The 25,917-nt window shown below is 33.3% G+C and carries 20 protein-coding genes and 2 tRNA genes; 11 read left to right on the forward strand and 11 right to left on the reverse strand.

The window, feature by feature from the left end; genetic code table 11:
* Positions 1-49 precede the first annotated feature (49 nt).
* Positions 50-2,509 (forward strand): ligase-associated DNA damage response DEXH box helicase, encoded by a 2,460-nt coding sequence (locus SD960_RS07410; RefSeq protein ID WP_318801916.1) that lies wholly within the window; start codon positions 50-52, stop codon positions 2,507-2,509.
* A gap of 319 nt (positions 2,510-2,828) precedes the next feature.
* A complete protein-coding gene (pdeM, locus tag SD960_RS07415) occupies positions 2,829-3,464 on the forward strand; it encodes a ligase-associated DNA damage response endonuclease PdeM (RefSeq protein ID WP_318801918.1) in 636 nt (211 codons plus the stop codon).
* On the opposite strand, the gene apaG is transcribed toward pdeM, so the two are convergent.
* The 6 genes from apaG to map form a co-directional block, all read right to left on the reverse strand.
* Complete coding sequence (gene apaG / locus SD960_RS07420; RefSeq protein WP_042563756.1) at positions 3,461-3,847, reverse strand: Co2+/Mg2+ efflux protein ApaG; 387 nt, start codon at positions 3,845-3,847, stop codon at positions 3,461-3,463. The genes pdeM and apaG overlap by 4 nt on opposite strands.
* An 80-nt stretch (positions 3,848-3,927) precedes the next feature.
* On the reverse strand, positions 3,928-5,190 hold the full coding sequence (locus SD960_RS07425) for a DUF5103 domain-containing protein (RefSeq protein ID WP_318801924.1): 1,263 nt from the start codon (positions 5,188-5,190) through the stop codon (positions 3,928-3,930).
* Between the two features lie 80 nt (positions 5,191-5,270).
* Positions 5,271-8,177, reverse strand: a complete 2,907-nt coding sequence (locus SD960_RS07430) for a DEAD/DEAH box helicase (protein ID WP_318801926.1) — start codon at positions 8,175-8,177, stop codon at positions 5,271-5,273.
* A 157-nt stretch (positions 8,178-8,334) separates the two neighbouring features.
* On the reverse strand, positions 8,335-9,108 hold the full coding sequence (locus SD960_RS07435; RefSeq protein ID WP_318801927.1) for a methyltransferase domain-containing protein: 774 nt from the start codon (positions 9,106-9,108) through the stop codon (positions 8,335-8,337).
* 80 nt (positions 9,109-9,188) lie between these two features.
* The gene (locus tag SD960_RS07440; RefSeq protein ID WP_318802249.1) at positions 9,189-9,563 is read right to left on the reverse strand and encodes a GxxExxY protein; all 375 of its coding nucleotides are present in this window, start codon (positions 9,561-9,563) and stop codon (positions 9,189-9,191) included.
* Positions 9,564-9,637: 74 nt separating this feature from the next.
* Entirely contained in the window at positions 9,638-10,456 is an 819-nt protein-coding gene (gene map, locus SD960_RS07445; RefSeq protein ID WP_318801929.1) for a type I methionyl aminopeptidase, read from the reverse strand.
* Between the two features lie 287 nt (positions 10,457-10,743).
* On the opposite strand from map, the gene SD960_RS07450 reads away from it, so the two are divergent.
* Positions 10,744-12,000, forward strand: a complete 1,257-nt coding sequence (locus SD960_RS07450; protein ID WP_318801931.1) for a DUF445 domain-containing protein — start codon at positions 10,744-10,746, stop codon at positions 11,998-12,000.
* Positions 12,001-12,182: 182 nt separating this feature from the next.
* Here the strand turns inward: SD960_RS07450 and gpmI are convergent, their stop codons facing one another.
* Together gpmI and SD960_RS07460 are read right to left on the reverse strand one after the other, a co-directional pair.
* Positions 12,183-13,700 (reverse strand): 2,3-bisphosphoglycerate-independent phosphoglycerate mutase, encoded by a 1,518-nt coding sequence (gene gpmI / locus SD960_RS07455; RefSeq protein WP_318802251.1) that lies wholly within the window; start codon positions 13,698-13,700, stop codon positions 12,183-12,185.
* A 140-nt stretch (positions 13,701-13,840) separates the two neighbouring features.
* Positions 13,841-16,270 (reverse strand): DUF5916 domain-containing protein, encoded by a 2,430-nt coding sequence (locus tag SD960_RS07460; protein ID WP_318801933.1) that lies wholly within the window; start codon positions 16,268-16,270, stop codon positions 13,841-13,843.
* 294 nt (positions 16,271-16,564) lie between these two features.
* On the opposite strand from SD960_RS07460, the gene SD960_RS07465 reads away from it, so the two are divergent.
* Positions 16,565-17,287 (forward strand): murein L,D-transpeptidase catalytic domain family protein, encoded by a 723-nt coding sequence (locus SD960_RS07465; protein ID WP_318801935.1) that lies wholly within the window; start codon positions 16,565-16,567, stop codon positions 17,285-17,287.
* Here the strand turns inward: SD960_RS07465 and SD960_RS07470 are convergent.
* Both SD960_RS07470 and SD960_RS07475 read right to left on the reverse strand, forming a co-directional pair.
* Positions 17,276-18,868, reverse strand: a complete 1,593-nt coding sequence (locus SD960_RS07470; RefSeq protein WP_318801936.1) for a L,D-transpeptidase family protein — start codon at positions 18,866-18,868, stop codon at positions 17,276-17,278. The two genes, SD960_RS07465 and SD960_RS07470, sit on opposite strands and share 12 nt — an antisense overlap.
* A gap of 1 nt (position 18,869) precedes the next feature.
* Positions 18,870-19,307, reverse strand: coding sequence for a GNAT family N-acetyltransferase (locus SD960_RS07475; protein ID WP_318801938.1), 438 nt, complete (start codon positions 19,305-19,307; stop codon positions 18,870-18,872).
* Positions 19,308-19,440: 133 nt separating this feature from the next.
* Here SD960_RS07475 and SD960_RS07480 point away from each other — a divergent pair.
* A tRNA-Gly gene (locus tag SD960_RS07480) sits at positions 19,441-19,513 on the forward strand.
* A gap of 106 nt (positions 19,514-19,619) precedes the next feature.
* Positions 19,620-19,692, forward strand: a tRNA-Gly gene (locus SD960_RS07485).
* 131 nt (positions 19,693-19,823) lie between these two features.
* On the opposite strand, the gene pepE is transcribed toward SD960_RS07485, so the two are convergent.
* Positions 19,824-20,531: a dipeptidase PepE gene (pepE, locus tag SD960_RS07490; RefSeq protein ID WP_318801940.1), complete on the reverse strand. Its 708-nt coding sequence runs from the start codon at positions 20,529-20,531 to the stop codon at positions 19,824-19,826.
* Between the two features lie 161 nt (positions 20,532-20,692).
* Here pepE and SD960_RS07495 point away from each other — a divergent pair, with 161 nt between their 5' ends.
* From SD960_RS07495 to SD960_RS07515, 5 genes are all read left to right on the forward strand, one after another.
* Entirely contained in the window at positions 20,693-21,460 is a 768-nt protein-coding gene (locus SD960_RS07495; RefSeq protein ID WP_318801941.1) for a carboxypeptidase-like regulatory domain-containing protein, read from the forward strand.
* On the forward strand, positions 21,447-22,172 hold the full coding sequence (locus SD960_RS07500) for a carboxypeptidase-like regulatory domain-containing protein (protein WP_318801943.1): 726 nt from the start codon (positions 21,447-21,449) through the stop codon (positions 22,170-22,172). Before SD960_RS07495 ends, SD960_RS07500 begins: the two co-directional genes overlap by 14 nt.
* On the forward strand, positions 22,162-22,914 hold the full coding sequence (locus tag SD960_RS07505; protein WP_318801945.1) for a hypothetical protein: 753 nt from the start codon (positions 22,162-22,164) through the stop codon (positions 22,912-22,914). Before SD960_RS07500 ends, SD960_RS07505 begins: the two co-directional genes overlap by 11 nt.
* Positions 22,911-23,417 carry a DUF6702 family protein gene (locus SD960_RS07510; RefSeq protein WP_318801947.1) on the forward strand — a complete coding sequence of 169 codons (507 nt, stop codon included), beginning with the start codon at positions 22,911-22,913 and terminating at the stop codon, positions 23,415-23,417. Before SD960_RS07505 ends, SD960_RS07510 begins: the two co-directional genes overlap by 4 nt.
* 67 nt (positions 23,418-23,484) lie before the next feature.
* Positions 23,485-25,731: a M1 family metallopeptidase gene (locus SD960_RS07515; RefSeq protein WP_318801949.1), complete on the forward strand. Its 2,247-nt coding sequence runs from the start codon at positions 23,485-23,487 to the stop codon at positions 25,729-25,731.
* Positions 25,732-25,917 lie beyond the last annotated feature (186 nt).

A 25,917-nucleotide genomic window follows, 5' to 3' on the forward strand; every position in this document is an offset into this window, starting at 1 on the left:
GCTAAAACTTTGTCCCTTGAGCCTTTGCAACTTTGAACCTTAAAAAAAAATGAATAGAGAAGAACTATATACAATTGCAGAAAATTGGTTTCAGAATCAGGGTTGGAAAGCTTTTCCATTTCAAACCCAAACCTGGACCGCATTTTTGCAGGGAAAAAACGGCTTGCTAAACGCGCCAACCGGTAGCGGAAAAACCTATGCCTTATGGTTTCCGATAGTTCTTGATTACATGAAAAAAAATCCGGATTATAAAACGAAACATAAACCCGGATTAAAAGCCATTTGGATTACACCTTTACGAGCACTTTCTGTTGAAATAAAACAAGCTGCAGAACGAATCGTCGAAGATTTAGATCTGCCGTTAACCGTTGGAATCCGCTCTGGAGATACTTCTCAAAGCGAAAGAGCGAAGCAAAGCAAAAAAATGCCGGATTTGCTGATAACAACGCCTGAAAGTCTACAGTTGCTTCTCGCATCAAAAGAATTTGCGAAAACTTTTGCCAATTGTTCCGCCATTGTGGTTGACGAATGGCACGAATTGTTAGGCACAAAACGGGGTGTTCAAATGGAATTGGCTTTGTCGAGATTAAAAATAGTGGCACCCAAAATGCGAATCTGGGGAATCTCAGCCACAATTGGAAATCTAGAATTGGCACAGCAAGTTTTATTAGGATTAAATTCTGAAGCCTATCAAAATTCGGTTTTGATAAAGGCCAATATCAATAAGAAGATAAAAGTGCTTTCGATTCTGCCTGAAAAAATGGACAGTTATCCATGGCGAGGTCATATGGGTTTGCATTTGATTGATGAGGTGGCAAAAATCATCAGAAGAAGTAAAACGACTTTAATATTTACCAATGTCCGTTCTGCCTGCGAAATGTGGTTTCAGGCGATATTAGAAAAATATCCTGAATTTGCCGGAGATATGGCAATGCACCACGGAAGCATTAGTAGAGAAACCAGATTGTGGGTTGAAAATGCGATTCGAAGTGAAGACTTAAAAGTAGTAGTTTGTACGTCAAGTCTTGATTTAGGAGTAGATTTTGCTCCTGTTGAAACCATTATTCAGGTTGGCGGGCCAAAAGGCGTTGCACGTTTTTTGCAACGAGCCGGACGAAGTGGGCATCAGCCGGGAAAGGAAAGCGTAATTTATTTTCTTGCCACTCACGCTATTGAATTAATAGAAGCTTCGGCATTAAAAAAAGCAGCTGCAAGAACAATTGTCGAAGACCGAATTCCGTACTTGAACAGTTGGGATGTTTTGGTTCAGTATTTAAATACGCTGGCAGTTGCGGATGGGTTTTATCCAGATGAAATTTTTGAAGAAGTCAAAAACACCTTTTGTTATCAAAACATGACAAAAGAAAACTGGAACTGGATTCTGAATTTTATTACCAACGGAAGTCAGAGTTTACAAGCATATGACGAATTCAAAAAAGTAGAAATCGAAGAAGACGGACGCTTTAAAATTAATAGCCGACTGATTGCGATGCACCACAGAATGCAGATTGGAACTATTGTTGGCGATGCCGCGCTGAATGTTAAGTTTTTAAGCGGCGGTTATATAGGTTCTATAGAAGAATGGTTTGCTTCAAAATTACAACCTGGCGATGTTTTTACCTTTGCCGGTAAAAGACTGGAATTATTTCGGGTAAAAAATATGCAGGTTTTAGTGCGAAAAGCAGATCCTAAAAAAGCGTCAAGAGTAGTAAGCTGGATGGGTGGGCGTATGGCTTTATCGGTACAAATGAGTGAATTGTTGAGAGAAGAATTATATGCCGCAAATACTGATAAGTTGACGCCGGAACTAATTGCATTGCAACCTCTTTTTGCCAGACAAAGAAAAGAAAGCATCGTTCCGGATGCAAATGAATTTTTAATTGAAACTTTTAAAACCAGAGAAGGGTTTCATGCTATTTTTTATCCCTTTGAAGGCCGGTTCGTGCACGAAGCTTTGGCCAGTATGTTGTCTTATCGAATTAGTTTATTGTTTTCCATCACGTTTTCTTTAGCTTACAATGACTACGGATTTGAATTACTTTCAGATCAGGAAATTGATATGGAAAGTGTTTTTGATAATAATTTATTTTCAACAGAATATGTACATCATGATTTGCAAAAAAGTTTGAATTCGACCGAAATGGCGCGACGAAAATTCAGGGATATTTCTGTAATTGCCGGTTTGGTATTTACCGGAATGCCTGGAAAACCAGTTAAAACCAAACATTTGCAAAGCGGTTCGCAATTGCTTTTTGAAGTGTTTAGAGATTATGAACCCGACAATTTATTGCTTCAGCAGGCGTATATCGAAACATTCGAACATCAGTTAGAAGAAGGCCGTTTGATTCAGGCTTTAGAACGAATTAACAGGCAAACCATTGTTTGGAAACAATGTAATAAACCGACACCTTTTAGTTTCCCAATCATTACAGACCGACTTCGGGAAAAATTATCAAGTGAAACATTGGCAGAAAGAATTAAAAAAATGACAGCCAGTTACATGAAATAATTTTGGACTGATTTTTGGATAAACAAATATTAAACACATAGAAACATAGATTTTATATTTGGATAGGTGATCAGAAAAAGAAACTAGTTTGTCACATATAGCCTGATAGAATTTTACCGGCTGCACATAGTATAAAACAAACACGGATTTCACAAATTTGCACAAATTTTAATCGTTAGTTTAGTTTGTGAAATTAATTTCACGAACGAATTAGTGGCAATTAGTGAAATTCGTGTTTAAGGTTGACTTTATAATACGTTTTTTCGATATTCCGTAAATCTATGTTTCTATGTATTGAAATAATTTATAGTCAAAGGGAATGAACATAATAATAAACAATCAGGATTTCATTCTGCATCAGTCTGGTGCTGTTTTTTGGGAAAAAGAAAAAATACTTTTAATCTCAGATGTGCATTTAGGAAAAGTGGCGCATTTTAGAAAACACGGAATCGGAATTCCAAACAATGCCATTTTTGAAAATTTCACCCGATTAAAAACGGTTTTAGAATTATTTAATCCAAAAACAATCGTTTTTTTGGGCGATTTGTTTCATAGTAAAATCAATAACGAATGGGATCTCTTTGTGCAATGGAATAAAGAACATTCGCAGAAAATAATTTTAGTGGAAGGAAATCACGATATTATCTCAAAAGAAAATTATTCAGATTTAAATATTGAAATTTATACCGAATTACAAATAGGCAATTTTTTATTAACCCATCATCCAACAGAGAAAGAAGATTTTTTTAATTTTTGCGGACACATTCATCCCGGCATACAATTAAGAGGATTAGGACGACAATTTTTAAGTTTATCGTGTTTTTTTCACAAACCAAATCAATTAATTTTTCCGGCTTTTGGAGAATTTACAGGAAATTCATACTTAATTCCAACAGAAAAAGACAAAGTTTACGCAATTACAAAAGAGGGAATAATAGAAGTTGCAATAAATTAATTTAATGCAAAAGGTGCGCACATTCTAAAAGTAGGAACAATTACTTTGAATGTTTTTGTGGTGGTAAAATTGATCATATTAAAATGACCTTTCATGGCTCCGTATGGAGATGAAAGCAAACAACCAGAGCTGTAAGTGTGATTTTCACCAGGCTTTAAAACAGGTTTTTTTCCGATAACTCCTTCTCCGTCAACAACTTCAAGGTCGTTTAGAGAGTCGAAAATTTCCCAGTGACGAGATGTCAACTGAACCGAATCTTTACTATGATTTTCAATTGTAATTACATAGCTAAAGGCAAAATGAATCTTGTAGTTCTTGAAGTAAGTACCTTCAAAACTAGTTAAAACAGATATTTTTATGCCTCTTGTAATCTGAGAAACCATACTAACGTCGTATATATGTGAGTGTTATAGTGGCAAACTTACGAAAAAAAATCGTTTACCCGAAATCCTTTAACAATGTTTTAATTGGTGATATTGATAGAGTTAGCATTCCCTTTTCCGATAACTCTTTCATATCGATCAGAACTTTGCTTATAATATACCAATATTGTGTATTCATTTTCGGTTTGGTAGAAGTTGCCGTCAATTGCATTTTCATAATCAACAATACCATTTTTATCTGCAATTTTATATTGAAAATTGGTAAAACCCTGTTTGATCATGATAGCTTTTTCAAAAACACCTTTATCCTGATTGTAATCCATTTTATTTTCTGGCGACAGGCTGTAATTATTAAACATCCCGGTAACATAAATGTCTTTATTATTTGACCTGAATGTTGGTGCCGAAAGTGTAAAATAAACCCAGGCATAATCGGCTTCAATTTCGTTGTTAGAACCATTGATGTTTTTAACTACAAAATTACCGTTTACATCTTCATAATTGGTATAAATTTGATTGGCTCTTGCGGCATTGGTATACAAATAAGAGTTATAAATATCATTATTAGACCCTACTTTCCCTACATTATTATTAGCGGCCCGAATGTCTTTATTTTCAAAATATAAAAATTCATTTCCTCCCCAAAACAAAGTTTCCTGTCCGTATTTATAAACCAACTGATTGCCAATCGTATATTGCGGAGGAATATTTTTAATTACGGTATTAAAATCTCCATTTTGCAGCAAAAGAACTCTCACATTTTGCAAAGGCGTTTGAAAAGCAATATCATTAGAAAGTACCGTAAACTCAAGATTTTGCATATAGTCTATATTGCTGAGGTTTCGGCTTCTTTTTACCTGAGCCGCAACAGTCGAATGCTCTTCGTATAAAATAAATTTTCTTGAGAAAACCACTTCTTTATCTTCGTTCAGAATTTTTACAATATAATTTCCTGAAAGTCTTAATTGCGTTGTAAACTGATTGGGAAAAGCAAGTCGGTAATGTGAATAAACCTGAAGCGTGTTAAACGAATTTACATAATCGGTAATTCTTTGATTATCAAAACCACGAATAAAATCTGTTTTCGGAATATCGGTTGGTTTCCAATTATAATCGCAATGCGTAATATCGAAATAATAATTGGCTTCATTACCAAATAAATCATCGAATTGCAATTCAAATGTGGAGCCTAATTCAAATATCGGCACAACATTATTTCCGTTTTGAACAAACGAAACTGTTTTTATATTATAAGGAGGAATAACTTCTCTTTGTACTTCCTGCGCTGTCGCGAAAGTAAAAATGAAAAACAAAAGAAAGTTCTGAAACAAAAATTTTGACATCTTATTGCGTTGTAAGATTGTAAATATAACAATTTATATAACGAAAAATAGTACGTTTTATTGGTTTTAAAAACAATTTATTAAGAACCCAAAATGTAATCCAGATTAACTTCGATTTCATCATTAACAAAACTTTCTTCTAAAAGCGAATCAGATAATAGCTTTTTGTTTTCCTGCAATTTAATTATTTTTTCTTCTACCGTATTTTTTGAAATAAACCTGATAACATTTACTTTATTCAATTGACCAATTCGGTGTGCCCGCCCAACTCCTTGTTTTTCAGCAAAAGGATTCCACCACGGATCCAGAAATAAAACATAAGAAGCTTTGGTAATATTCAAACCAACACCGCCCGCTTTAAGCGAAATAAAAAATAACAACGGTTCTTCTTTTTCCTGAAAAAGTTTTACTTGCTGTTCTCTTTTACTTGCCGGAGTTTCACCTGTAATTTCACAAAATGCTATTTTATTTTCTTTACACCAATCCGTATAAAAATTCAGATTAGTAACAAACGAACTGAAAATAATAGTCTTTTGTTTTCCTTTTACTAAGCTTTCCAGATAATGAGTAACCGCAATATATTTTCCGGAATCAATTTCAGATTCCTGATCCACCATTTTTGGATGATTACTCAACTGTCTTAACTTCATCAACGTATTGATAATGCTAATTTTGTCAGGACTTGATCCGTCTGTTTTTAATAAAAAATTACGCGCTTTTGATTTTTCCTGCTCATACAATTTTTCCTGTTCAGGATCCATGTCACAGTAATAAATCTGCTCTGTTAATTCTGGTAAATCCTTTAAAACCTGTTCTTTGGTTCTTCTTAATATGTAAGGCTGAATCAGATTTTTTAATTCAGATAAACTGTTTTCATCCTGCTTTTTTTCAATCGGAATTTTAAAATTTTCCGCGAAAAAATTATAACTGCCCAAAATTTCCGGATTTATAAATTCCATTTGCGACCATAAATCGTCAAGCGAATTTTCTATTGGCGTACCACTCAACGCAATTTTATTATATGTATTTATTTTATTAATCGCTTTGAAAATCTTAGAATTCTTGTTTTTAATGTATTGACTTTCGTCTAAAATTAAATACCTGAAATTGACTTTTTCTAAGATTGAAATATCACGATGCACAATACTGTAACTCGTAAAAATTAAATCACAAGAGTCTAATCTGCTCGCTAATAATTTCCTGTCATTACCCACATATTGCATTTTCGAAAAGTGCGGTGTAAATTTCGCAGCTTCATTGTACCAGTTAAAAACCAATGAAGAAGGTAAAACAATCAGCGTTTTTAAAGGTTCTCTTTCTATAGTAGTTTCATTTTGAAACAAATCAAAATTCGTGGTTTTTGTTGTAAATCCTAATTGTTCCTGTACGGCAACCAGAACGGCCAGGGTTTGTAATGTCTTACCCAGTCCCATATCATCAGCCAGACAAGCACCAAGATTCGAGTTAAAATGACCCAAAAGCCATTTTACACCATCAATTTGATAAGGTCTTAAAGTAGCTTTTAGCAAATCAGAAGCTACATATTCAGCTTCGTAAATGGGTTCAATGTCATTTTTGATTTCCGGTATTGCATCCAAAGCAGTAAAATTACTTTTACGCAAAAGAAGATTTCCGTCTTCTGTTTTTGCCAGTTTTGCCAGCGAACTATATTTACTGAACCATTCCAACGGAATCAAAAAATAGTTTCCGTCAGGCAATAAAAAGAGTCTTTCTTTGCTTTTTATATTGGGAATTATATCACTAAAGTTAATTGTATAAGTTCCAATTGTAATGATTATTTTAATGTCAAACCAATCTCCGGTTGTTTCTTTTGAAGCTGAAACCGTATGGTTTTCTGTAATGATTTCTTTGCTTTCGAGTTTTAAATTCTGAATAGTAAATCCCAGATTTTCAAGTTCTTCTTTGCGATCAATAACGAATTGAATATTGGTGTAAGGATCACTGATTTCTGTTTCAGAATTCAACCCCAATAATTCGTTTTTGATTTTTATGAAACCAATTTCAAGTAATTTATTTGTGTATAAAGTTTCATCAGCACTTCGTTTAAACTGAATTATTTTGGGTTCATTGATAATACTGAAATCAACAAACGAATGTGTTTTTTTTATTTTGGCTGAATCAAATGAATAGCCATTATAATCAAAAAACAAATTGAGATAATAACAGTTTTTGAAGAAATCATAAACAGGCTGAATCGTGCAGGAAATAATGGTATCACGAAGTTCAATTTCAAAACCGGTTGCCTGGATGTCAATTTTTTTAGCAATTTCGGGAATGAAATTCTTAAAGTAATTGTCAACTAATTTTGAGGGTATTTCGATCGATTTTTTAGTTAAAAAAGGCGAAAGTTTTTTAGAATTAAGATCTTTTAACTGTCCTAATTTCTTATCGATAACTAACCAGCCTGGCTCGTCTAAAAGAACATCGACACTACTATTCATGGGTAAAAAAGTAGTTTCGTTTTCTTTTAAAGATAAAGTATATGTAATGCCTTCATCGTGTTTGTCAAATTGAATTTGAGGTTCAAAAGAACGAAGTTCAATATCGACTCTTGAACGAAAAAAATCCTTTTCAGCGCTCATATTAATTGACAGCGGAAGTTGTTCTTTTACAATTAAAGTATAAAAACAATCCAGATTTAGTTGCAAATGCTGACGAATGGCAAATTCAATTTTAGAGTCTTTCTGTAAGTCTGCAATTGTTTTTGCCGATTTGATTTTGGTACTAAACTTTTTAAAAATAAACTCTGGCTTTAAAGATTCGCAAGCCGTCAGTATTTTTTTTGAATTAGAATCTAAATCATCAAATATAATTCCGAAGCTTTTAAGAATTCCGGAAGTCGCTTTTTTGTCTAAGTATTTAATGTCATCGGTGTCTTCAACGACATAAGAAGTTGGAAGATAAGTATTCAGGTTTTTGTCAAAACTGACGTCAAAACAAAATTGAAATGATTTTGAAGGTTTCAAGATTAGGGAGAAGTTTGGTTGTAATTGAGAGTTCTGTTAATTTAAAAAATCGAAAACTATAAAAAGAACGCAGATAAAACGGATTTTTCTTTATTTTATCTTAGTATTCGACTTTTTAAATGAACTTACATTACTTATATGGTAAAAAAAAATCTGTTTAGTTTTCCTGTTTAAAGCAAAGTGGAATAATTTCGCCTTTTGCCAAACAATATTTCTCTACCAATTCTGGTGCAATTTTATTGGTGTAATCTTCTTCGATTACAATAAAACCAATGCTTCTTAATTTGTCAAAATAATCTCTTCCGTAAATACGAACGTGATCGTATTGTCCAAATATTTTAGCACGCTCTTTTTGATCTGTAATTGTATCGTCTGCAAAAGTTTTTTCTCTCGATAAATCCTGCGGAATCTGTAAAACTGCCATTCCGCCTGGTTTTAACACACGAAATAATTCCTGCATCGCTTTTGTGTCATCCGGAATATGTTCTAAAACGTGATTGCACAAAATCACATCGTATTCGTTGTCTTTAAAAGGCAAATTACAAATATCTGCTTTTACATCTGCCAAAGGCGAAAATAAATCGGTTGTGGTGTAATCAAGATTTTTTTGCTTGCGGAATAATTTATAAAAAGCTTGTTCCGGAGCAAAGTGCAATACTTTTTTTGGAGCAGTAAAAAAATCGGTCTGATCGTTCAAATACAGCCAAAGCAAACGGTGTCTTTCTAACGAAAGTGTACTTGGCGAAAGTACATTGTTACGTTGTTTTCCGTATCCGTAAGGTAAAAACGATTTAAAACTTCTCCCATCAATAGGGTCAGTATATTTATCTCCTTTTAATGATAAAGCCAAAATCGGACGCGCCACATAACTCAAACGAATTAATAATGGACGCGGAATTGTATTAAGTATTAGTTTGAAAAGTTTCTTCACAGTTTAATAGATTTGAACACGAATTTCACAAATTTACACGGATTATTCTGTGTGTGAAATTTCACGAACCTTTGATTTGGTTATAGTATTATTCGTTTATATTTTAGACTGTCTTCGCCAAAATTTACCAGTAAACCTAGTTTGTTTTTTGACGCAGCCAAATAATTTAATGTTTGTTTAATTTCGCTTGTTGACAGTGCTGTAATTGCTTTTAACTCTAAAATGATTTCATTAAAAATTACAAAATCTGCAAAATAATAACTTGATAATATAATGTCTTTGTAAGCGATATTATATTTTAATTCTCTGTTATAAGGAATTTCATTTCTTTGAAATTCATATTCTAATGCATCGCCATACACTTTTTCACTATGCCCTTTTCCTAAAATTTTATGGACTTCCATACAAATCCCAATAATTTTATAGGACTCTTCTTTTAAATATAACTCACTCATCATTATTCATTCATCACTATTATTAGTGAAATTTCACCGCAATATTTAATCTGTGTTAATTAGTGAAATTCGTGTTATAATACCAACGGCACTTGTCTAAATTCATCCTCTTCATTACTCTCAATTCCTAAAGCTTTGTAGATGTATTGAAAAGTTGATAACAATTCTGGTTTTCCGTCAATTAAGGCAACGTCGTGTTCAAAATGCGCACTTGGTTTTCCGTCAGCAGTCAGGATTGTCCACCCGTCTTTTAGTTGTTTGATGTTTCTTGTTCCCATATTAATCATAGGTTCAATTGCAACAACCATTCCTTCAACAAAAAGTTTTCCGCGGCCGCGTTTTCCGTAGTTTGGCATTTCCGGTTCTTCGTGCATTTTTTGTCCAACACCATGTCCAACTAATTCGCGAACAACGCCGTAACCGTGAGCTTCAGTATATTTTTGAATCGCATTTCCAACATCTTCCACGCGATTTCCTGCTTTAAATTCCCTGATTCCTACGTAAAGAGATTCTTTGGTTACTTTCAAAAGTTTTTTAACTTCCGGAGCAACTTCGCCAATTTCAAAACTGTAGGCGTGATCACCGTGATATCCGTTTTTGAAAGCGCCACAATCTACGGATATAACATCACCATTTTTCAAAGGTGTGTTATTCGGGATTCCGTGTACAACCTGTGCGTTCGGACTCATGCAAAGCGAATTCGGAAAATCATACAATCCCAGAAAACTAGGAACGGCACCATGATCACGAATAAATTCTTCGGCTAACTTGTCAAGATATAATGTGGTGACTCCTTCTTTAATTTCAGAAGCAATCATTCCTAATGTTTTAGATACGATCAAAGCACTTTCGCGCATTAATTCAATTTCCTCTCTACTTTTTTGGATAATCATATTTTTCAGATTTTCAGTTCGCAAAAGTACAATTTTAATATAAATTTTTCGCCACGAATTGTTTTTTTCGCCACGAATTTCACGAATTAGCACAAATTAAAAATTAATACAAAATTGAATTTTAGGAATTCATCGTTTTTAAAATTCACACAAAAATTAATTAGTGAAAATTAGTGAAATTCGTGGCAAACCTTTTTAATTCTAAATTGATTTATTAAAAACTCAAAGCTTTTTCAGATTAATATTTGACAGAAAAAACGTAAATTAGTAGTAAAAACGTTTAAATCATGAAAACTCCGATAGTCCAGGAAAATATATCCAAAGAAAAAGCTTTACGAAAAATGAAAGGAAACGCTTTGGCACTTTTAGGTTTTGCGGTTCTTTTATTTATAATTGCGATTTATTTTAAGATTCCGATGCTGCAGGCGTTTAGCGAAGCAGCAATGGTGGGTGGAATCGCCGATTGGTTTGCGGTTGTGGCTTTGTTTCGTCATCCGATGGGAATCCCGATTTGGCATACGGCGATTATTCCAACCAAAAAAAATGAAATTGGAGAAAATCTGGGCAGTTTTGTTTCGGAGGAATTCCTGAATCGTGAAAAACTGGAAATTAAAATAGAAGAATTCAATTTTGCGACAAAAGCTTCAGATTGGCTTTCACAAGGAGAAAATGCCAATAAAATTGCCAATTTGGTGGTTGTAAATATTATTCCGGGTGTTTTAAAAACGATAAAAGATGAAGATGTAAAACGATTAATTCAGGCTCAGTTTAAGGAAAAACTGGAAGGAATTAATTTTGGAGATTGGGTTGCTTTGGCTTTGGAACCTTTGCAAAAAGGAAATGTAAAAGACCAAATGCTAACCAATTTAATGGAAGTTATGAGTACCGAATTGGCTAATAATAAAGATTTGATTCGCAAAAAAGTAAAAGAATCAACGCCATTTTTGAGTTTTGGCTTAGCTGATAAAAGCATTTCAGAAGGAATTTTTAATGGACTCGCCGAGTTTTTAGAGGAAGCCAAAAATCCTGATAGCGCTGTACGAATTAAAATAGACGAATATGTTTATAATTTTCTGGATCAGGTAAAAAACTCAGAAGAAATGCGGGTAAAAATCAACAACTTGATTCTTGGTTTTGCAGGCAAAAAAGAAGTTCAGGATTATGTAAACGGAATCTGGGATGAAATAAAATTGTCTATTTCTAATGATTTGGAAAAAGGGGATCAATCTTCCATCAAAAATAGTATCTCCAATTTAATCCAGGGTTTCGGAACCGGAATAAAAGATGATCCCATAATGATCGACAAAATCAATAATTTTATCAAAATTGATTTATTATCAGTACTTCTAAATAATAAAAAAGTGATTGGAGATTTAATTTCTTCAACAGTAAAAAGCTGGGACGGAAAAGAAGTCTCTGAAAAATTAGAACTGGAAATAGGTAAGGATCTCCAATACATCAGAATCAACGGAACGCTGGTAGGAGGAATGATCGGACTTGTGATTTATGGTGTGGAGTGGGTTTATCACTTTTTTTTAGTGTGACGTTTTTTAAACCATATAAGTTATATAAGTAAATATAATCACTGTGGTTTTTATTTTTCTAAAAAAAAAGCAAAACCATATAAGTTATGGAGGTTTTAAATCAACTTACATAACTTATATGGTTTAAAGTTAAGTCACACGAAGTTTAATGAACTTATATGACTTATATGGTTTTAAAAAAACTACAACAACGAATGACAAGTCATTGCTGCTGGTTGCTGCACGCCCATTAATTCTAAAATAGTAGGAGCGATGTCGCCTAAAACACCATCGTTTATGTTTTTTAATTGTTTGTCAACCAAAATAATCGGCACTGGGTTTGTTGTGTGCGCCGTATTTGGGCTTCCGTCAGGATTAATCATAGTTTCGCAATTTCCGTGATCGGCAATTACAATGGTAGTATAATCGTTTGCAAGAGCTGCTTCGATAACCCCTTTTACGCAGGCATCGACAGCTTCACACGCCAAAATTGCAGCGCTCATGATTCCGGTATGGCCTACCATATCTCCGTTTGCAAAATTTAAACAAACAAAATCCACTTCGCCTTTGTTTAATTCAGGAATAAGTGCATCTTTCAATTCAAAAGCACTCATTTCTGGTTGTAAATCGTAAGTTGCTACTTTTGGAGAGTTTCTTAAAATTCTACTTTCTCCTTCAAACGGAGTTTCTCTTCCGCCGGAAAAGAAGAAAGTTACGTGTGGATATTTTTCGGTTTCGGCAATACGAATTTGCTTTTTACCGGCTTTTTCTAAAACCTCACCAAGAGTTTCAGTAATATTATCTTTATTGTAAACTACTTTTACGTTTTGGTACGTTTCGTCGTAGTTGGTAAGCGTAACATAATACAATTTTAATTTGTGCATGTTTTGCTCATGGAAATCTTGTTCCGAAAGCGCTTCAGTAAGTTCACGGCCTCTGTCTGTTCTAAAGTTGAAGAAAATAACAACATCATCTTCAGTAATTGTAGCCAATGGATTTTCTTTCTCATCAACCATAACAATTGGTTCGATAAACTCATCGGTAACATGATTTTCATAACTGCTTAGCATGCTTGCAACTGCATTTTGAGAATGGGTTCCTTTTGCATTTACCAATAAATCGTAAGCAAGTTTAACTCTTTCCCAGCGTTTGTCACGATCCATTGCATAATAGCGACCAATGATCGAAGCAATTTTTACAGGAGTTTCTTTAATATATTCTTCTAAATCATGAATGTATTTTGCTCCTGATTTTGGGTCAACATCACGACCATCTGTAAAAGCATGGATAAAAACATTATCTAAACCATATTCCTGAGAAGCGTCAATTAATCCGCGTAAATGTGAAGTATGAGAGTGAACACCTCCATCAGAAACTAATCCTAAAAAGTGAACTTTTTTATTGTTTTCTTTGGCATATTTAAAAGCATCAACCAATACTTGCTCTTTTGCAAGCGTTTTGTGTGCCACTGCCAGATTTATTTTAGCTAAATCCTGATATACGATTCTTCCGGCACCAAGATTCATGTGGCCTACTTCACTGTTTCCCATTTGACCTTCTGGTAAACCTACGTTTAAACCATCAGTTCTAAGTTGTGCACTTGGGTAATTTCGGTAAAGACTGTTTATAAAAGGAACGTTTGCATTGTCTATTGCAGATACTTTAGGGTCAGGAGATTTTCCCCAACCGTCTAAAATCATAAGTATTACTTTTTTGTTCATCATTTTTAGTTTTTTACAAAGATAAACCATTTATAAAATGAGCAAGAAAGCAATGTCATAATTTATGTTTAATAAAATGAATTGTTGTGAAAAATATTAAATTAATTATATAAGTCTTTATTTTTTAAAATTAATTCAGACTACGCTCGCTTTCTAATTTTATTTTTGACTGCATTATAGTCAATAAAGTATTTTACGCTTACAGAAAAAACATGTTTTAATGCCGTATTGGTTAATAAGTCGGCTACATTCGATTTGAATTCTTTGTCAATTTTACGTTCAAAATTAGCCGCACTATTTCGGTATAAAACCGAAACCTGACTGCCCGGAGCAAACCACCAGGAATAGGAAAGATCGGCATTCCAGGAATAAAAACTCGAATTTTTGTTTTCGGTATATTGCGGATGTGGTGATAAAGTTCCGTCCTGTTCCAGTTCAAGAATATCTTTGTTTTCGGCATATGACCAATATTGGCGAACGGCCAGATTAAGCGTCATTGCACTGTTTATGGCATATTTTCCGCCCAAAGTGTTAGCGTAGGTAATTACATTTCTATTTGCAAAAACAATAGTTTCAGGTGTAATTTCATTATCATCTTCATCAACACTGTCAATATACCCTTTGTTGTTGTCTTTTCTTAGGTAACTAAAAGTGTAGGTCAACAATAGTTTATCATTAAAACGATATCTTGGGCCAATGTCAACACCATAATTCAATCTTCCTGATTCATTAAAAAATAATAAAGTGGGATTTAAATCCAAAGCAAATTTATAATTGTAATTGGTCGAAATACTTCCCCACCATTCTATTCTTTGCGGAAGCGCGACATATCTATTGTCTGCCCTTGGTTCATAATAATCGTATGATTCTAATGGATAAAACGTAATTCCTGTTCCGTAATAATTGTTTTTTACGGTCGTTAGGTTCACATTTGCATTGATGCTGTTGTCTTGTACTTTTCCGGACTCTTTATTAAATTCCGAATACATATTCAGGTTAATCTTAAAGCTGTTAAAAAGTTTTGTTGGGTTTAAAATCCTGTAATTGGCGTTTCCGTAAAAGTTATAATAATTAGTATAGAAATTAATTCCCAAATCATTCGGATCAAAATCTTTAGAAACAAAATCTGAACCAAAACTGTAGCGATAATTGCCGCTTGTTTCGGCAAAGCCAATAGTCGAATAAACACCGTTTTTGTCTTCTTCGGCATTAATTAAACTGTATTTAACATTCCCGGATAAATTATAGGTATTCGCTTTTGTATTTAAATCCCAGGCCAAACCGGTTACGTTGGCGTCGCGATAATGTGTATTTCTGGAAACATTGGTATTGATTAAAGTTACCGATGAATTTTTGCGGAAGCGCTGATCTACAACCAAAACATTATAATTTGTCAAAGGTTCGACAATCTCGCGTCTGGTTGCGCCAGTTATGGTATCTTGTATTACAGCAAATGTTTTCTCGGTAACGGCATTTAAAATTCCAATTCCCAAACCATTTTTAGTTCTTCCCGAAACTTTTAGCGCATTAATAAGATTAACGTTCTGAACATTTTCGATAATTTTTTCATCGTCATTTAGATCCGGATCAATTGACGGTGCGCCTCCAATTCTTCTCGAATAAAACATATTTCCTTTGTTGAACAAATCAGTTCCTTCTGTAAAAAAAGCCCTGTTTTCGTTAAATTGCTGTTCAAACGGACCTAAATTCAAAATCTGATCATCATATTTTGTTTGCCCAAAATCAGGAATTAAAATGGCATCGAGTGTAAAAGCGTCGTTTATACCATATTTAATATCCATTCCACCTTTCATTGTTCCGTACGTTTTTTGTCCCTCTCCGGCATTTAGATAATAAGAAGCGTAAGGCATAAAAAACAATCGGGTAGGAGGTTTGATGTTTTCAATACCGTCCAGATTACCGTTTTGCTGCGTAAAAGTGCCAATTTTGGTATCTATTAAATTCCAGGTATATTTTTTACGTTCTCTTTTTATTTCCCTAAAAAAATTAATTCCCCAGGTTTGTTTGTTTTCTCCTGAAAATCGCAATGCTGCATACGGAATTTTGATTTCTACAATCCATCCTTTATCGCTTAATCGGGCTTTGCTAATCCACACGGCGTCCCAGGTAAAATCTTCACCATTTGCATCTGTCATGATACAATCGCCTTGTACATCAGAAGCAGAAACAAAAAATTCAAAATTTTGCTGCCCATCGTTAAAGCCATTAATGAAAACGCCAAAAATATCTGCGGTTCCAAAATTATCGCGTTGGGAGATTTCTTTTAAAATCTTATCTGGCTCATCATCATATAGCATTGCACCAATATAAAGGGCGTCATTATTATATAGAACTTTAATTTCAGATCTTTTAGCATCAGGAATAAGTTTTCCGTTATCGGGCTCAAACATTACAAAGTCTGTAGCAACAGGAACATTTTCCCATGCGGCTTCATCTAGTTTTCCATCAACCACAATAGATTGCGAAATAGACTGTGCCTGTAAAGTTTTCTTTTGGCTAAAAACGAAGCATGTTGATAGTAAAAAACTTAAAAAGAAAAATTTTTTCATTTTTGAATAAAATAACGGATAATGATTGCCTGTAAATAGACAGCGGTTTGTGTTAAATGTTACACTTTAATATTCAATAATTATATCTTTTAAAGATATGTAAGTTTATGGCTACGTATTAAAACTTAAAATATTAAGTAAAAATAGGTTTTTTCCGTCGATATGCTAAAATTTTCTTTTCTATCTGTTAAAATTTAAACAAAACATGCCTGATTTACAGAGATTTATTTTGTGCCCTATATTTTTTTTATACTTTTGCTGAACCCAAATTTATTATTAACCTAAAGAATTTCAATGATTTACAAAATTTATCCCTTGTTGGTGTTTTTGCTATTGTCTTTTGGAAAAGACACAAAAAACACTCCAGAATTAAAAGAAGTAACTGCCAGAAGTATTGCAAAAGTTGAAAAACTGTCGGTAGATGCTAAAATTGAAAATGTTTATAATACATTAAATTCTAATCATTTTGAGTTACCGGAACTTAAAACTTTTTCTGAAGCATTAAAAGGCTTTTACTTATTGAAAGAAAAAGGAATTATCAAAAAAGATATTTTAACGCTGATTGATTTTAGTTTGTCGTCAAACATCAAACGCCTTTGGGTAATTGATTTAGATTCAAATAAAATCTTATTTCATTCTTTGGTTGCCCACGGAAGAAATACAGGAGAAGAATTTGCATCGGCATTTTCAAACGCAAACTCGTCTTTTAAAAGCAGTTTAGGGTTTTATTCAACTGGCGAAATTTATCAGGGAAAACACGGTGCCTCATTAAAATTAGACGGATTAGAAAGAGGTGTAAATGATAATGCCCGCGAAAGAGCGGTTGTTATGCACGGTGCCGATTATGTTTCTGAATCTTTTATCAGAAACAACAAAAGATTAGGCAGAAGCCAGGGTTGTCCGGCGATTCCATTTGAATTAACAAATGAAATCATCCAAACAATAAAAGATAAATCGTGTTTGTATATCTACCATCCTTCAAGAAGTTTTGCGATGGAAGAAAAACTAATTTCTTAGTTTACTGTACAAATCCGAATCGAGATTATAAATATCAGCTCTGAAAATGAGCTGATTTTTTTTGCTCCATGCTGTCCAGTACCATTGGTATAAAGCATATTTTTTGGTGATTCTGATGTTTATTGTTTTCTTGGTTTCAATAATAGAATCGATTTTTTCTTTTGGCCAGTTTGTGGCAATAGTATCATTTAAAATATGTTCTGCCAATTCTAATGGATTTTCAATACGCACACATCCTGAACTTAAAGAACGATTGTTTCTTCCAAAATAATTACGATGATTGGTATCGTGTAAATAAACGCTATGATGATTTGGAAATAAAATTTTCATTAATCCCAAAGAGTTGTTATAACCCGGACTTTGTACATAACGGTAACTGTTGGGTTTGTTTTCGTTCCAGTTTTTCGGGTCTACTTCTCGATTTGCAGAATCAAATATGGTGATTCTTTTTTTGGCTAAATAATTCCTGTTCTTTTTCATCTCAGGAATAATATCTTCTTTCAGTATAGTGGGAGGAACTGTCCATGTCGGGTTAAAAACGACCGTTTTTAGCTTTGATGTAATAATAGGTGTTTTTCTTTTACTTGTTCCCACAACAACATTTCGAACGAAAGTGGTGTCTTGGTTTTCAATAACATTCAAACTGTAATTTGGAATATTGATAATGAAATAATTTTCTGCAAAATCATTATTATACCATCTCCATCTTTCAAGATTAGCAATTATTTGTTGTTTTCTTCCTTCTTTAGTAAAGTTTAAAGCGCTCAAAGTTCCTGCTCCTATAACGCCGTCAGCGGCTAAACCGTGTCTTTCCTGAAATCTTTTTACGGCTTCAAATGTTTTTTTGTCGTATTTATTGGTCAGACTGTCTTTTCCGGCCAGATCTTCCCAAAATAAAAGTTTCTTTTTAATCGCTATTAAAGCATTGTTTGTGTCGTTCAGTGTTATTTTATCCGCAGATTTTATAGTATCTGTAATTTCTTCTTCCGGATAAGTATTGATGATTTCAAGTGCTTTTAAAAGCTCTTTATAGGTTTGGTGTTTTGGTTGAATATTTTCTACAATGCTGTCTAATTTGTTTTTATTGAAAGCTTTAATAAGAGTGCTATTCGGATCAAATGTTTTTTCTTCCAAATCCCAATCAGTATATAGTTTTTTAGGATCTAGTTTTCCTTTATACAAATGAGTTAAGTATAATTCAAAATTATAAGTCAGTAATATGTCATAAGTAGCCAATTCCTTATCGTTTAAGGAACTGATTCTTTTCTCATATTTTTCGAGTGTTGCGGCCTTATAATCTTCCGGATTTAAACCTAATTCTTCTGCTTTTTTTAATTGGGATAAAACGTAAGTTCTTTTTTTAAGGTTTCCCCACACGCTTTTATTTTCTGAAGCAATATAAAATTGTTTCAGTGTTTCACTTTTAAAAACATTTATTAATGCAGTATCGACAGGTACTTTTCTTTCTTCAGTAAGTATGATTGCCGGTGGAGGAGTTTTTTTTACACGGATAACTTTTGGTTCCTCTTTTTTGCAGCTAATAAAAAAACATATTACAATCAGAAAGTAGAGTTTATTCATTTTATAATTTTTTAAACATTAAATAGTGTTCGCCTACATCTTTTATATCAAAAGGCTCGCCAATTATTTGATAATTCATTTTTTTGTAAAACCCAACAGCTGCTGTTCGGGCATTAAACCAAATTAAATCAACATTTTGCGTCTTGCAATAATCTTCGCAATGTTTTACCAGAGCTTCACCAAATCCTTTTTTTTGATGATTTTCCAGAATAGCCATTCCTCGAATCTGAGCCTGATTTTCGTCGGCAAATATAGTATTGGTTTGGGAGAATAACGAAATAATTCCTGTTAATTGTTCCTGTTCAAATAATCCAAAATGATGTGTAGTATTTAAATCATCGTCTTCAAAGATGCAGCTTTCTATTGGTTTTCCCTTTCTGAGAACGGGTTGACGAACAATATAGGTCTCTTTTGACGGTATTTCTTTGATAATATTCATAATTTGTAAAAATAAATAAAAGTATAACTTTTTAATTTTAAATAGGTTATAAGAAATCGTTGTTTTTTAATTAATTTTTTTGCAAAAAAGCTTGTTTTGAACTGAACTTATTTTTTATATTTGCACCAGTAATGCGAAAGTAGCTCAGTTGGTAGAGCTCCAGCCTTCCAAGCTGGTTGTCGCGAGTTCGAGCCTCGTCTTTCGCTCTAAAAAACCGAAATTTCATTATTTCGGTTTTTTTATCAAAATTGAATAATTTTTGATTTTTATTTTTTAAAATGATTTAATTGTTTATATTTGCACCCTGTTAATGCGAAAGTAGCTCAGTTGGTAGAGCTCCAGCCTTCCAAGCTGGTTGTCGCGAGTTCGAGCCTCGTCTTTCGCTCTTCAAAATCCTCAAACATTTGTTTGGGGATTTTTGCTTTTAGTGCTTTTTTTAAACCATATAAGTTATATAAGAAATTATAAGTTTAGAAACTTTTTAAATGAACTTATATAACTTATATGGTTTAAAAATTATTTTAAGTTGCTTAAATCGCTTTCTGTTTCTAATTCTTCTGGACTTTCGTTTTGTTTAAAAAGTCTTGCTTTTAAATTTCCTTTCAAAGTAATTTTATCTCCTTTTACTTCAAGCCAGCTTCCTTCTCTTAAACCTAAAACGGGAATAGAGTTAAAAGCATGAAATTCTTTAATTCTCGTTTCGCGCGTTTCGCCCATATGTTTCGATTGTAAATCGGCATCCAGGTAATGCGGGTTTAAATTAAAAGGAATTAATCCTAAAGTCTGGAAACTTGGCGGATAAACAATCGGCATGTCGTTTGTAGTTTGCATTGATAATCCGCAAATATTACTTCCTGCGCTTGTTCCTAAATAGGGAGTTCTGTTTTTTACAGTTTCAGAGAGAATCTGCATCACATTATGGTAGTATAATTTTGTTACCAGTAAAAAAGTATTTCCGCCTCCGGTAAATATTCCTTCTGCTTTTTTTATCGCATCTTCAGGATTTTCAAATTCATGAATTCCTTTTACGGCTATGTTAATTTTTGAAAATGCCTGAGCAGCTTTTGCTGTATATTCATCATGCGAAATTCCGCCCGGGCGCGCATATGGAATAAATAAAATGCTTTTGCAGTTTTTAAAATGAATTTGCAAAGTAGGCAATAAATACTCTAAATAACTGCCTTCGTGCAAAGTAGAAGTGCTGGCAATGATAATATTTTTCATAAAATTTAATCTCAGATTGTGTGGTTAAAGATATTAAAAACTCCTTTTTTCGGCTTAAAATTCACAGTTTAATTAACATATTTTTACCAAGGTGTTAATACTAAATTTGGAACACATTAAGATATTTTTACACTTTTAAGAATAATTTTAATTTTTTCATTTTGATCAACAAAGTTTTATGTGTTTTGTGTATTGTTTTGAGCCAGACTGCGTGGACTCAAAATGATGAGCGCATTATTTTAAGCGGAAAAATTGTTTCTAATACAAATGATTTGGAAGGAGTTTATGTTGTTAATGCCAGAACTGAAGTAATGACAACTACACAAGCAGACGGAGCTTTTTCTATTTTGGCAAAAGCGGGAGATACGCTTGTGTTTTCATCAATTCAATTTAAAGAAAATAGAATTTTATTAACTCCTGAAAATTTTTCTAACCTTAATTTTGTTGTAAAACTAAATCTTGTGGTGCATCAATTGCAAGAGGTTATAATAAGAAGATACGATAATATAAATGCTGTAGCATTAGGAATTATTCCTGCGGGACAAAAAACATATACCGAAGCGGAAAGAAAATTACATACTGCTACCGCGTTGAATGCAACTGCAAGTACAAGTTCGCTTGCCGGAGGTTCAATTTCTGCAGATCCGTTATTGAATTTTTTATCAGGACGTACGGCAATGCTGAAAAAGGAAGTGGCGGTAGAGAAAAAAGAGTTTTTCATGAAACTTTTAGAGAATATGTTTAGTCTGGATCATTTTGTAAACCGACTAAAAATTCCAAATGAATATGTAAAAGGATTTGAATATTATGCTGTCGAAAACGATAAGTTTACGACCATTTTGAATTCTAAAAATAAAACTTCGACAGAATTTCTTTTAGGAGAATTAGCTGTAAAATATAAAGAAATACTTGCTGTTGAAAACAAATAAAACCTTACTCCTGTTTTTTCTCTGGATAACTCAAATTTCGTTTGGACAAACTACTGGTGCCAAAGAAATTCTTGGCCAAATATTCGAACAATCCACTTCTGTTGAAGGAGTTAATATTATCAATAATGAAACGCAGGTTACGGCGGTTTCTGATGCAAGCGGAATGTTTTTGATTGTTGCTAAAGAAGGCGACGTTTTGGTTTTTTCATCAGTTAATTTGGAACCTTTTAAACGAAGAATTACAATTGAAGATTTGAAATCTAATCTGCTTCAGATAAAAATGACCGCTAAGGAAATTGAATTGAAAGAAGTTGTCGTAAATGAAAATGCAAACATCAACGCTGAAAATCTGGGTATTATTCCGGCAGGGCAAAAAAAATATACGGCTGCAGAAAGAAAAGTGTCTACAGCAACATCAACTCCGGGTGATGCTTTGTTAAATGCGATTTCAGGGCGAACTTCGATGTTGAAAAAAGAAGTGGAAGTCGAGAAAAAAGAAGCACTTTTCAGGAAAGTAGAATACCTTTTTGATGAAAAATATTATACAGAAAGATTGAAAATTTCGGTAGAAGATATCAAAGGATTTCAATTATATTGCATAGAAGATTCTGAATTTGCCGTATCTTTGAATAGTAAAAACAAAACAATGAGTATGTTTTTAATAACTGAATTAGCCAGAAAATATCTAAAAATTCTCGAAAATGAAAAATAGCCTAAGAATACTCGTTGTGTGCTTATTTTGTCAAATTGCGCTTGGACAAAACTCAAGGAAACCATTACACGGACAAGTTGTTAATAAGTCACTTACCATAGAAAGTGGGTATGTAATGAATGTAAATGCCAATGTTAGAACTTTTATTGGTTTAAACGGATTGTTTGATATTATGGCAAGACCAAAAGACACTTTGCTCTTTACCGGAATTGCATTTCAATCTAAAAAAGTGGTATTAACAGAGAAAGATTGTGCAGAAGTACTTTTTACAGTGCCGCTGGATTTGGTAAATATAGAGCTGAAAGAAGTTTTGGTTCATAAAGAATTAAAAGTTAAATCTTTGCAGGGCGGATCGCAAGGAATTGTTGATATGCAGTTTGAAGATGATAAATTATCAAGTCCAGAAAATAAGGCAATGTACTCTGATCAGACTATTAAATACGGAACTGATTTTGTTAGGATATTTAAAGACGTAAAAAAGCTGTTTCGTAAAGATGAAGATGTACAGGAAGAAGTAATTAGTGATATTGCTTTTGTTGAATATTCGAAAGGTAATTTTACTCCCGACTTTTTTACCAAAACACTGGGGTTAAAAGAGGATGAAATTGACTTGTTTTTAATGTATTGTTCTAATGATGCAGAATCTAAGAAACATTTAAAACCAGAAGAAAAATTTGAATTAATGGACTTTATGATTAATAAAAATAAAGAGTTCAAAAAAGTGGAGATGAAACAGAAATGAAAAAAAAGTTAGTTTATTTTTTAATTGGAATATTGTTTATATCGTTATCATCTTTTGCGTTTCATAAGTTTTACATGGGCGTTTATCAGGTCAATTATGTGGCTGAAAAAAAAATGATTCAAATTACATCGCGTATTTTTATTGATGATTTGAATAATGGTATGGAAAAAAAATACCATAAAAAAACATTTGTTGGAACAGAGAAAGAAACACAGGAAGATTTAGATCTTTTGAAAAAATACCTTTCAGAAAATTTCACCATAAAAATAAACGGACAATCAAAACCCATTACTTTTTTGTCTAAAGAAGTCGAGGCTGGCGATGTTCTAGTTTGTTATTCAAGAATAAAAGATATTGACAAGTTTAAAACAATTGAGATTTCGAATACAATTTTAGTTGATTGGAATGCTGAGCAGCAGAATATTACACATATTTCAGCTTTTGGTACCAAAAAGAGTGTTCTCTTTACAGAATCTTCAAGGAAAGAAGTGTTAAAGTATTAATGGATAAGCAAAATTACCATTATAATTATTATTTTCACACGCTGACAAAACTACCTATTACATTTTTATGAAAAAACTTTCATTATTATTAATTTTTCCTGCTTTATTAATGGCTCAGGAAAAATCAACTTCGGTCGTTGCTCCAAAACAACAAGGAAAATACGATACGAATAAATTCAGCCAGATGTATGATTTATTAGCAACGCCTAATATGTTTCGTACGGCTTCCGGAGCGCCGGGTCCTGCATACTACCAACAACAGGCAGATTATAAAATTGATATCGAATTAGACGATAAAAAATCAAAAATAACGGGTTCTGAAGTTATTACCTATTCTAATAATTCTCCGGATAGTTTAGAATATCTATGGATTCAGTTAGATCAAAATCAGGCAAAAGCCAATACGCAGTCAACTTTGGCTGAAAGCGAAAAAATCAATCAGGTTTTGCCACTTGATGGTTTTTCAAGCAAATATTTGAAAAAAGATTTAGAGCGTGGTTTTAACATCGAACAGGTAAAAGATGCTAAGGGAAATCCAATGTCATATACGATCAACGAAACGATGATGCGTATTAATCTGGCAGCTCCTTTAAAACCGGGTGAAAAAATTTCATTAGCCATAAAATGGTGGTACAACATCAATAATTATAGAAAAGAAGGCGGACGTTCCGGTTATGAATTGTTCGAAAAAGATGGAAACAAATTGTATGTAATTGCACAGTTTTATCCAAGAATGGCCGTTTATAATGACGTTGAAGGATGGCAAAACATGCAGTTTTGGGGAAGCGGAGAGTTTGCTCTTCCTTTCGGGAATTTTGACGTAAACATTACAGTTCCTGCTGATCACGTTATTGATGCCACAGGAGAATTGACAAACAGAGCAGAAGTTTTTACTGCAGAACAGGTAAAACGTTACGAACAAGCTCAAAAATCATTTGACAAACCAGTTGTAATTGTAACACAGGCCGAGGCTGAAGCAGCTGAAAAAGGTTTCTCAGAAAAGAAAAAAACCTGGAAATTTAGTGCTAAAAATGTACGTGATTTTGGTATTGCTTCGTCAAGAAAGTTTATTTACGATGCAATGGCTGTGCAACTAGGCGGTAAAGTAGTTATGGCAGAGTCTGTTTATCCTAAAGAAGCGAATCCGCTTTGGGGAGAAACTTCTACAATGACAGTAGCGCACACTTTAAAAAGCTATTCCTCTCATACTTTTGATTATCCTTATCCAAAAGCAGTTTCAGTTTCTGCAGAAGATCAGGGTATGGAATATCCAATGATTTGCTGGAATTTTGGTCGTCCTGACGAAAATGGAGTAACCAGCAAAGAAGTTAAAAACGGAATGATTGGTGTTGTAATTCACGAAGTTGGACACACTTTCTTCCCAATGATTGTAAATTCAGATGAGCGTCAATGGACTTGGATGGATGAAGGTTTGAATTCATTTTTAGAATATTTGGCTGAACAGGAATTAGATCCAAATTTCCCTTCAAGACGCGGACCTGCGAAAAATATTGTTCCTTACATGAGTGGAGACCAAAAGTTTTTAGAGCCAATCATGTCTAACTCTGAAACTATTCACCAATTTGGAAATAACGCATACGGAAAACCGGCTACAGGTCTTAATATTTTAAGAGAAGTAGTAATGGGGAAAGAATTGTTTGATTATGCTTTTAAAACATACGCAAACAGATGGAAATTCAAGCACCCAACTCCGGAGGATTTCTTTAGAACTATGGAAGATGCTTCTGCTGTAGATTTAGACTGGTTTTTTAGAGGATGGTTTTATTCTACTGATTTTGTAGATATCGGAATTAAAGAGGTGAAACAATATTACGTTTCTGATACTCCAACTGCTGATCTTAAAGATGTAAAAGTTAGAAAAGGACGTTTTGGTTTTGAAAAAGGACCTTTCGTTTACTTAGTAGCGAGTGATAACGCTGAGGTAAATGCTTCGAAGAAAAAAGCGTTGAAAGTGGATGATGTAAAATTATTATCTGATTATGTTGACCAAACTTTTACAGCAGAAGAAAAAGCAAGTTTAAAATCACCTAAATATTTCTACGAAGTTGAGTTTAACAAACCAGGCGGAATGATAATGCCAATTTTGGTGGAGATTACTTACGAAGATGGTTCTAAACAAAACTTCCAGTATCCGGCTCAAATCTGGAGAAAAAGCAATGATACTGCCAAAAAAGTTTACGCTACAGAAAAAGCAATAAAAAGCATTCAGATAGATCCAAAATTGATGACTGCCGATATTGATGTAACCAACAACTCATGGCCAAAAGTAGAAGAAAAATCAAAATTTGATTAAGCATACAATTAAAAGACTCTGAAAAGGGTCTTTTTTTTTATAAGAAATTTTAAACACGAATTGCAAGGATTTGCACAAATTCAAAGTTTGACTTAATTTGTAAAATTAATTTCACGAACGAATTAGTGTCAATTAGTGACCCGAGCGATAGCGAACGGACGAAGTAAATTCGTGTTTTTTTATCTA

Origin of the sequence: Flavobacterium sp. MMLR14_040 (genome assembly GCF_033657265.1) — a bacterium.
GTDB lineage: Bacteria > Bacteroidota > Bacteroidia > Flavobacteriales > Flavobacteriaceae > Flavobacterium.

What these genes read in the sequence shown, in the direction of transcription:
- SD960_RS07510 (WP_318801947.1), top strand. Translation starts at nt 22,911, where the DNA reads ATGAAAAAAAAGTTAGTTTATTTTTTAATTGGAATATTGTTTATATCG.
- pepE (WP_318801940.1), bottom strand. Translation starts at nt 20,531, where the DNA reads ATGAAAAATATTATCATTGCCAGCACTTCTACTTTGCACGAAGGCAGT.
- SD960_RS07450 (WP_318801931.1), top strand. Translation starts at nt 10,744, where the DNA reads ATGAAAACTCCGATAGTCCAGGAAAATATATCCAAAGAAAAAGCTTTA.
- SD960_RS07425 (WP_318801924.1), bottom strand. Translation starts at nt 5,190, where the DNA reads ATGTCAAAATTTTTGTTTCAGAACTTTCTTTTGTTTTTCATTTTTACT.
- SD960_RS07410 (WP_318801916.1), top strand. Translation starts at nt 50, where the DNA reads ATGAATAGAGAAGAACTATATACAATTGCAGAAAATTGGTTTCAGAAT.
- SD960_RS07515 (WP_318801949.1), top strand. Translation starts at nt 23,485, where the DNA reads ATGAAAAAACTTTCATTATTATTAATTTTTCCTGCTTTATTAATGGCT.
- apaG (WP_042563756.1), bottom strand. Translation starts at nt 3,847, where the DNA reads ATGGTTTCTCAGATTACAAGAGGCATAAAAATATCTGTTTTAACTAGT.
- SD960_RS07465 (WP_318801935.1), top strand. Translation starts at nt 16,565, where the DNA reads ATGATTTACAAAATTTATCCCTTGTTGGTGTTTTTGCTATTGTCTTTT.
- gpmI (WP_318802251.1), bottom strand. Translation starts at nt 13,700, where the DNA reads ATGAACAAAAAAGTAATACTTATGATTTTAGACGGTTGGGGAAAATCT.
- SD960_RS07475 (WP_318801938.1), bottom strand. Translation starts at nt 19,307, where the DNA reads ATGAATATTATCAAAGAAATACCGTCAAAAGAGACCTATATTGTTCGT.
- SD960_RS07460 (WP_318801933.1), bottom strand. Translation starts at nt 16,270, where the DNA reads ATGAAAAAATTTTTCTTTTTAAGTTTTTTACTATCAACATGCTTCGTT.
- map (WP_318801929.1), bottom strand. Translation starts at nt 10,456, where the DNA reads ATGATTATCCAAAAAAGTAGAGAGGAAATTGAATTAATGCGCGAAAGT.
- SD960_RS07440 (WP_318802249.1), bottom strand. Translation starts at nt 9,563, where the DNA reads ATGAGTGAGTTATATTTAAAAGAAGAGTCCTATAAAATTATTGGGATT.
- pdeM (WP_318801918.1), top strand. Translation starts at nt 2,829, where the DNA reads ATGAACATAATAATAAACAATCAGGATTTCATTCTGCATCAGTCTGGT.
- SD960_RS07470 (WP_318801936.1), bottom strand. Translation starts at nt 18,868, where the DNA reads ATGAATAAACTCTACTTTCTGATTGTAATATGTTTTTTTATTAGCTGC.
- SD960_RS07505 (WP_318801945.1), top strand. Translation starts at nt 22,162, where the DNA reads ATGAAAAATAGCCTAAGAATACTCGTTGTGTGCTTATTTTGTCAAATT.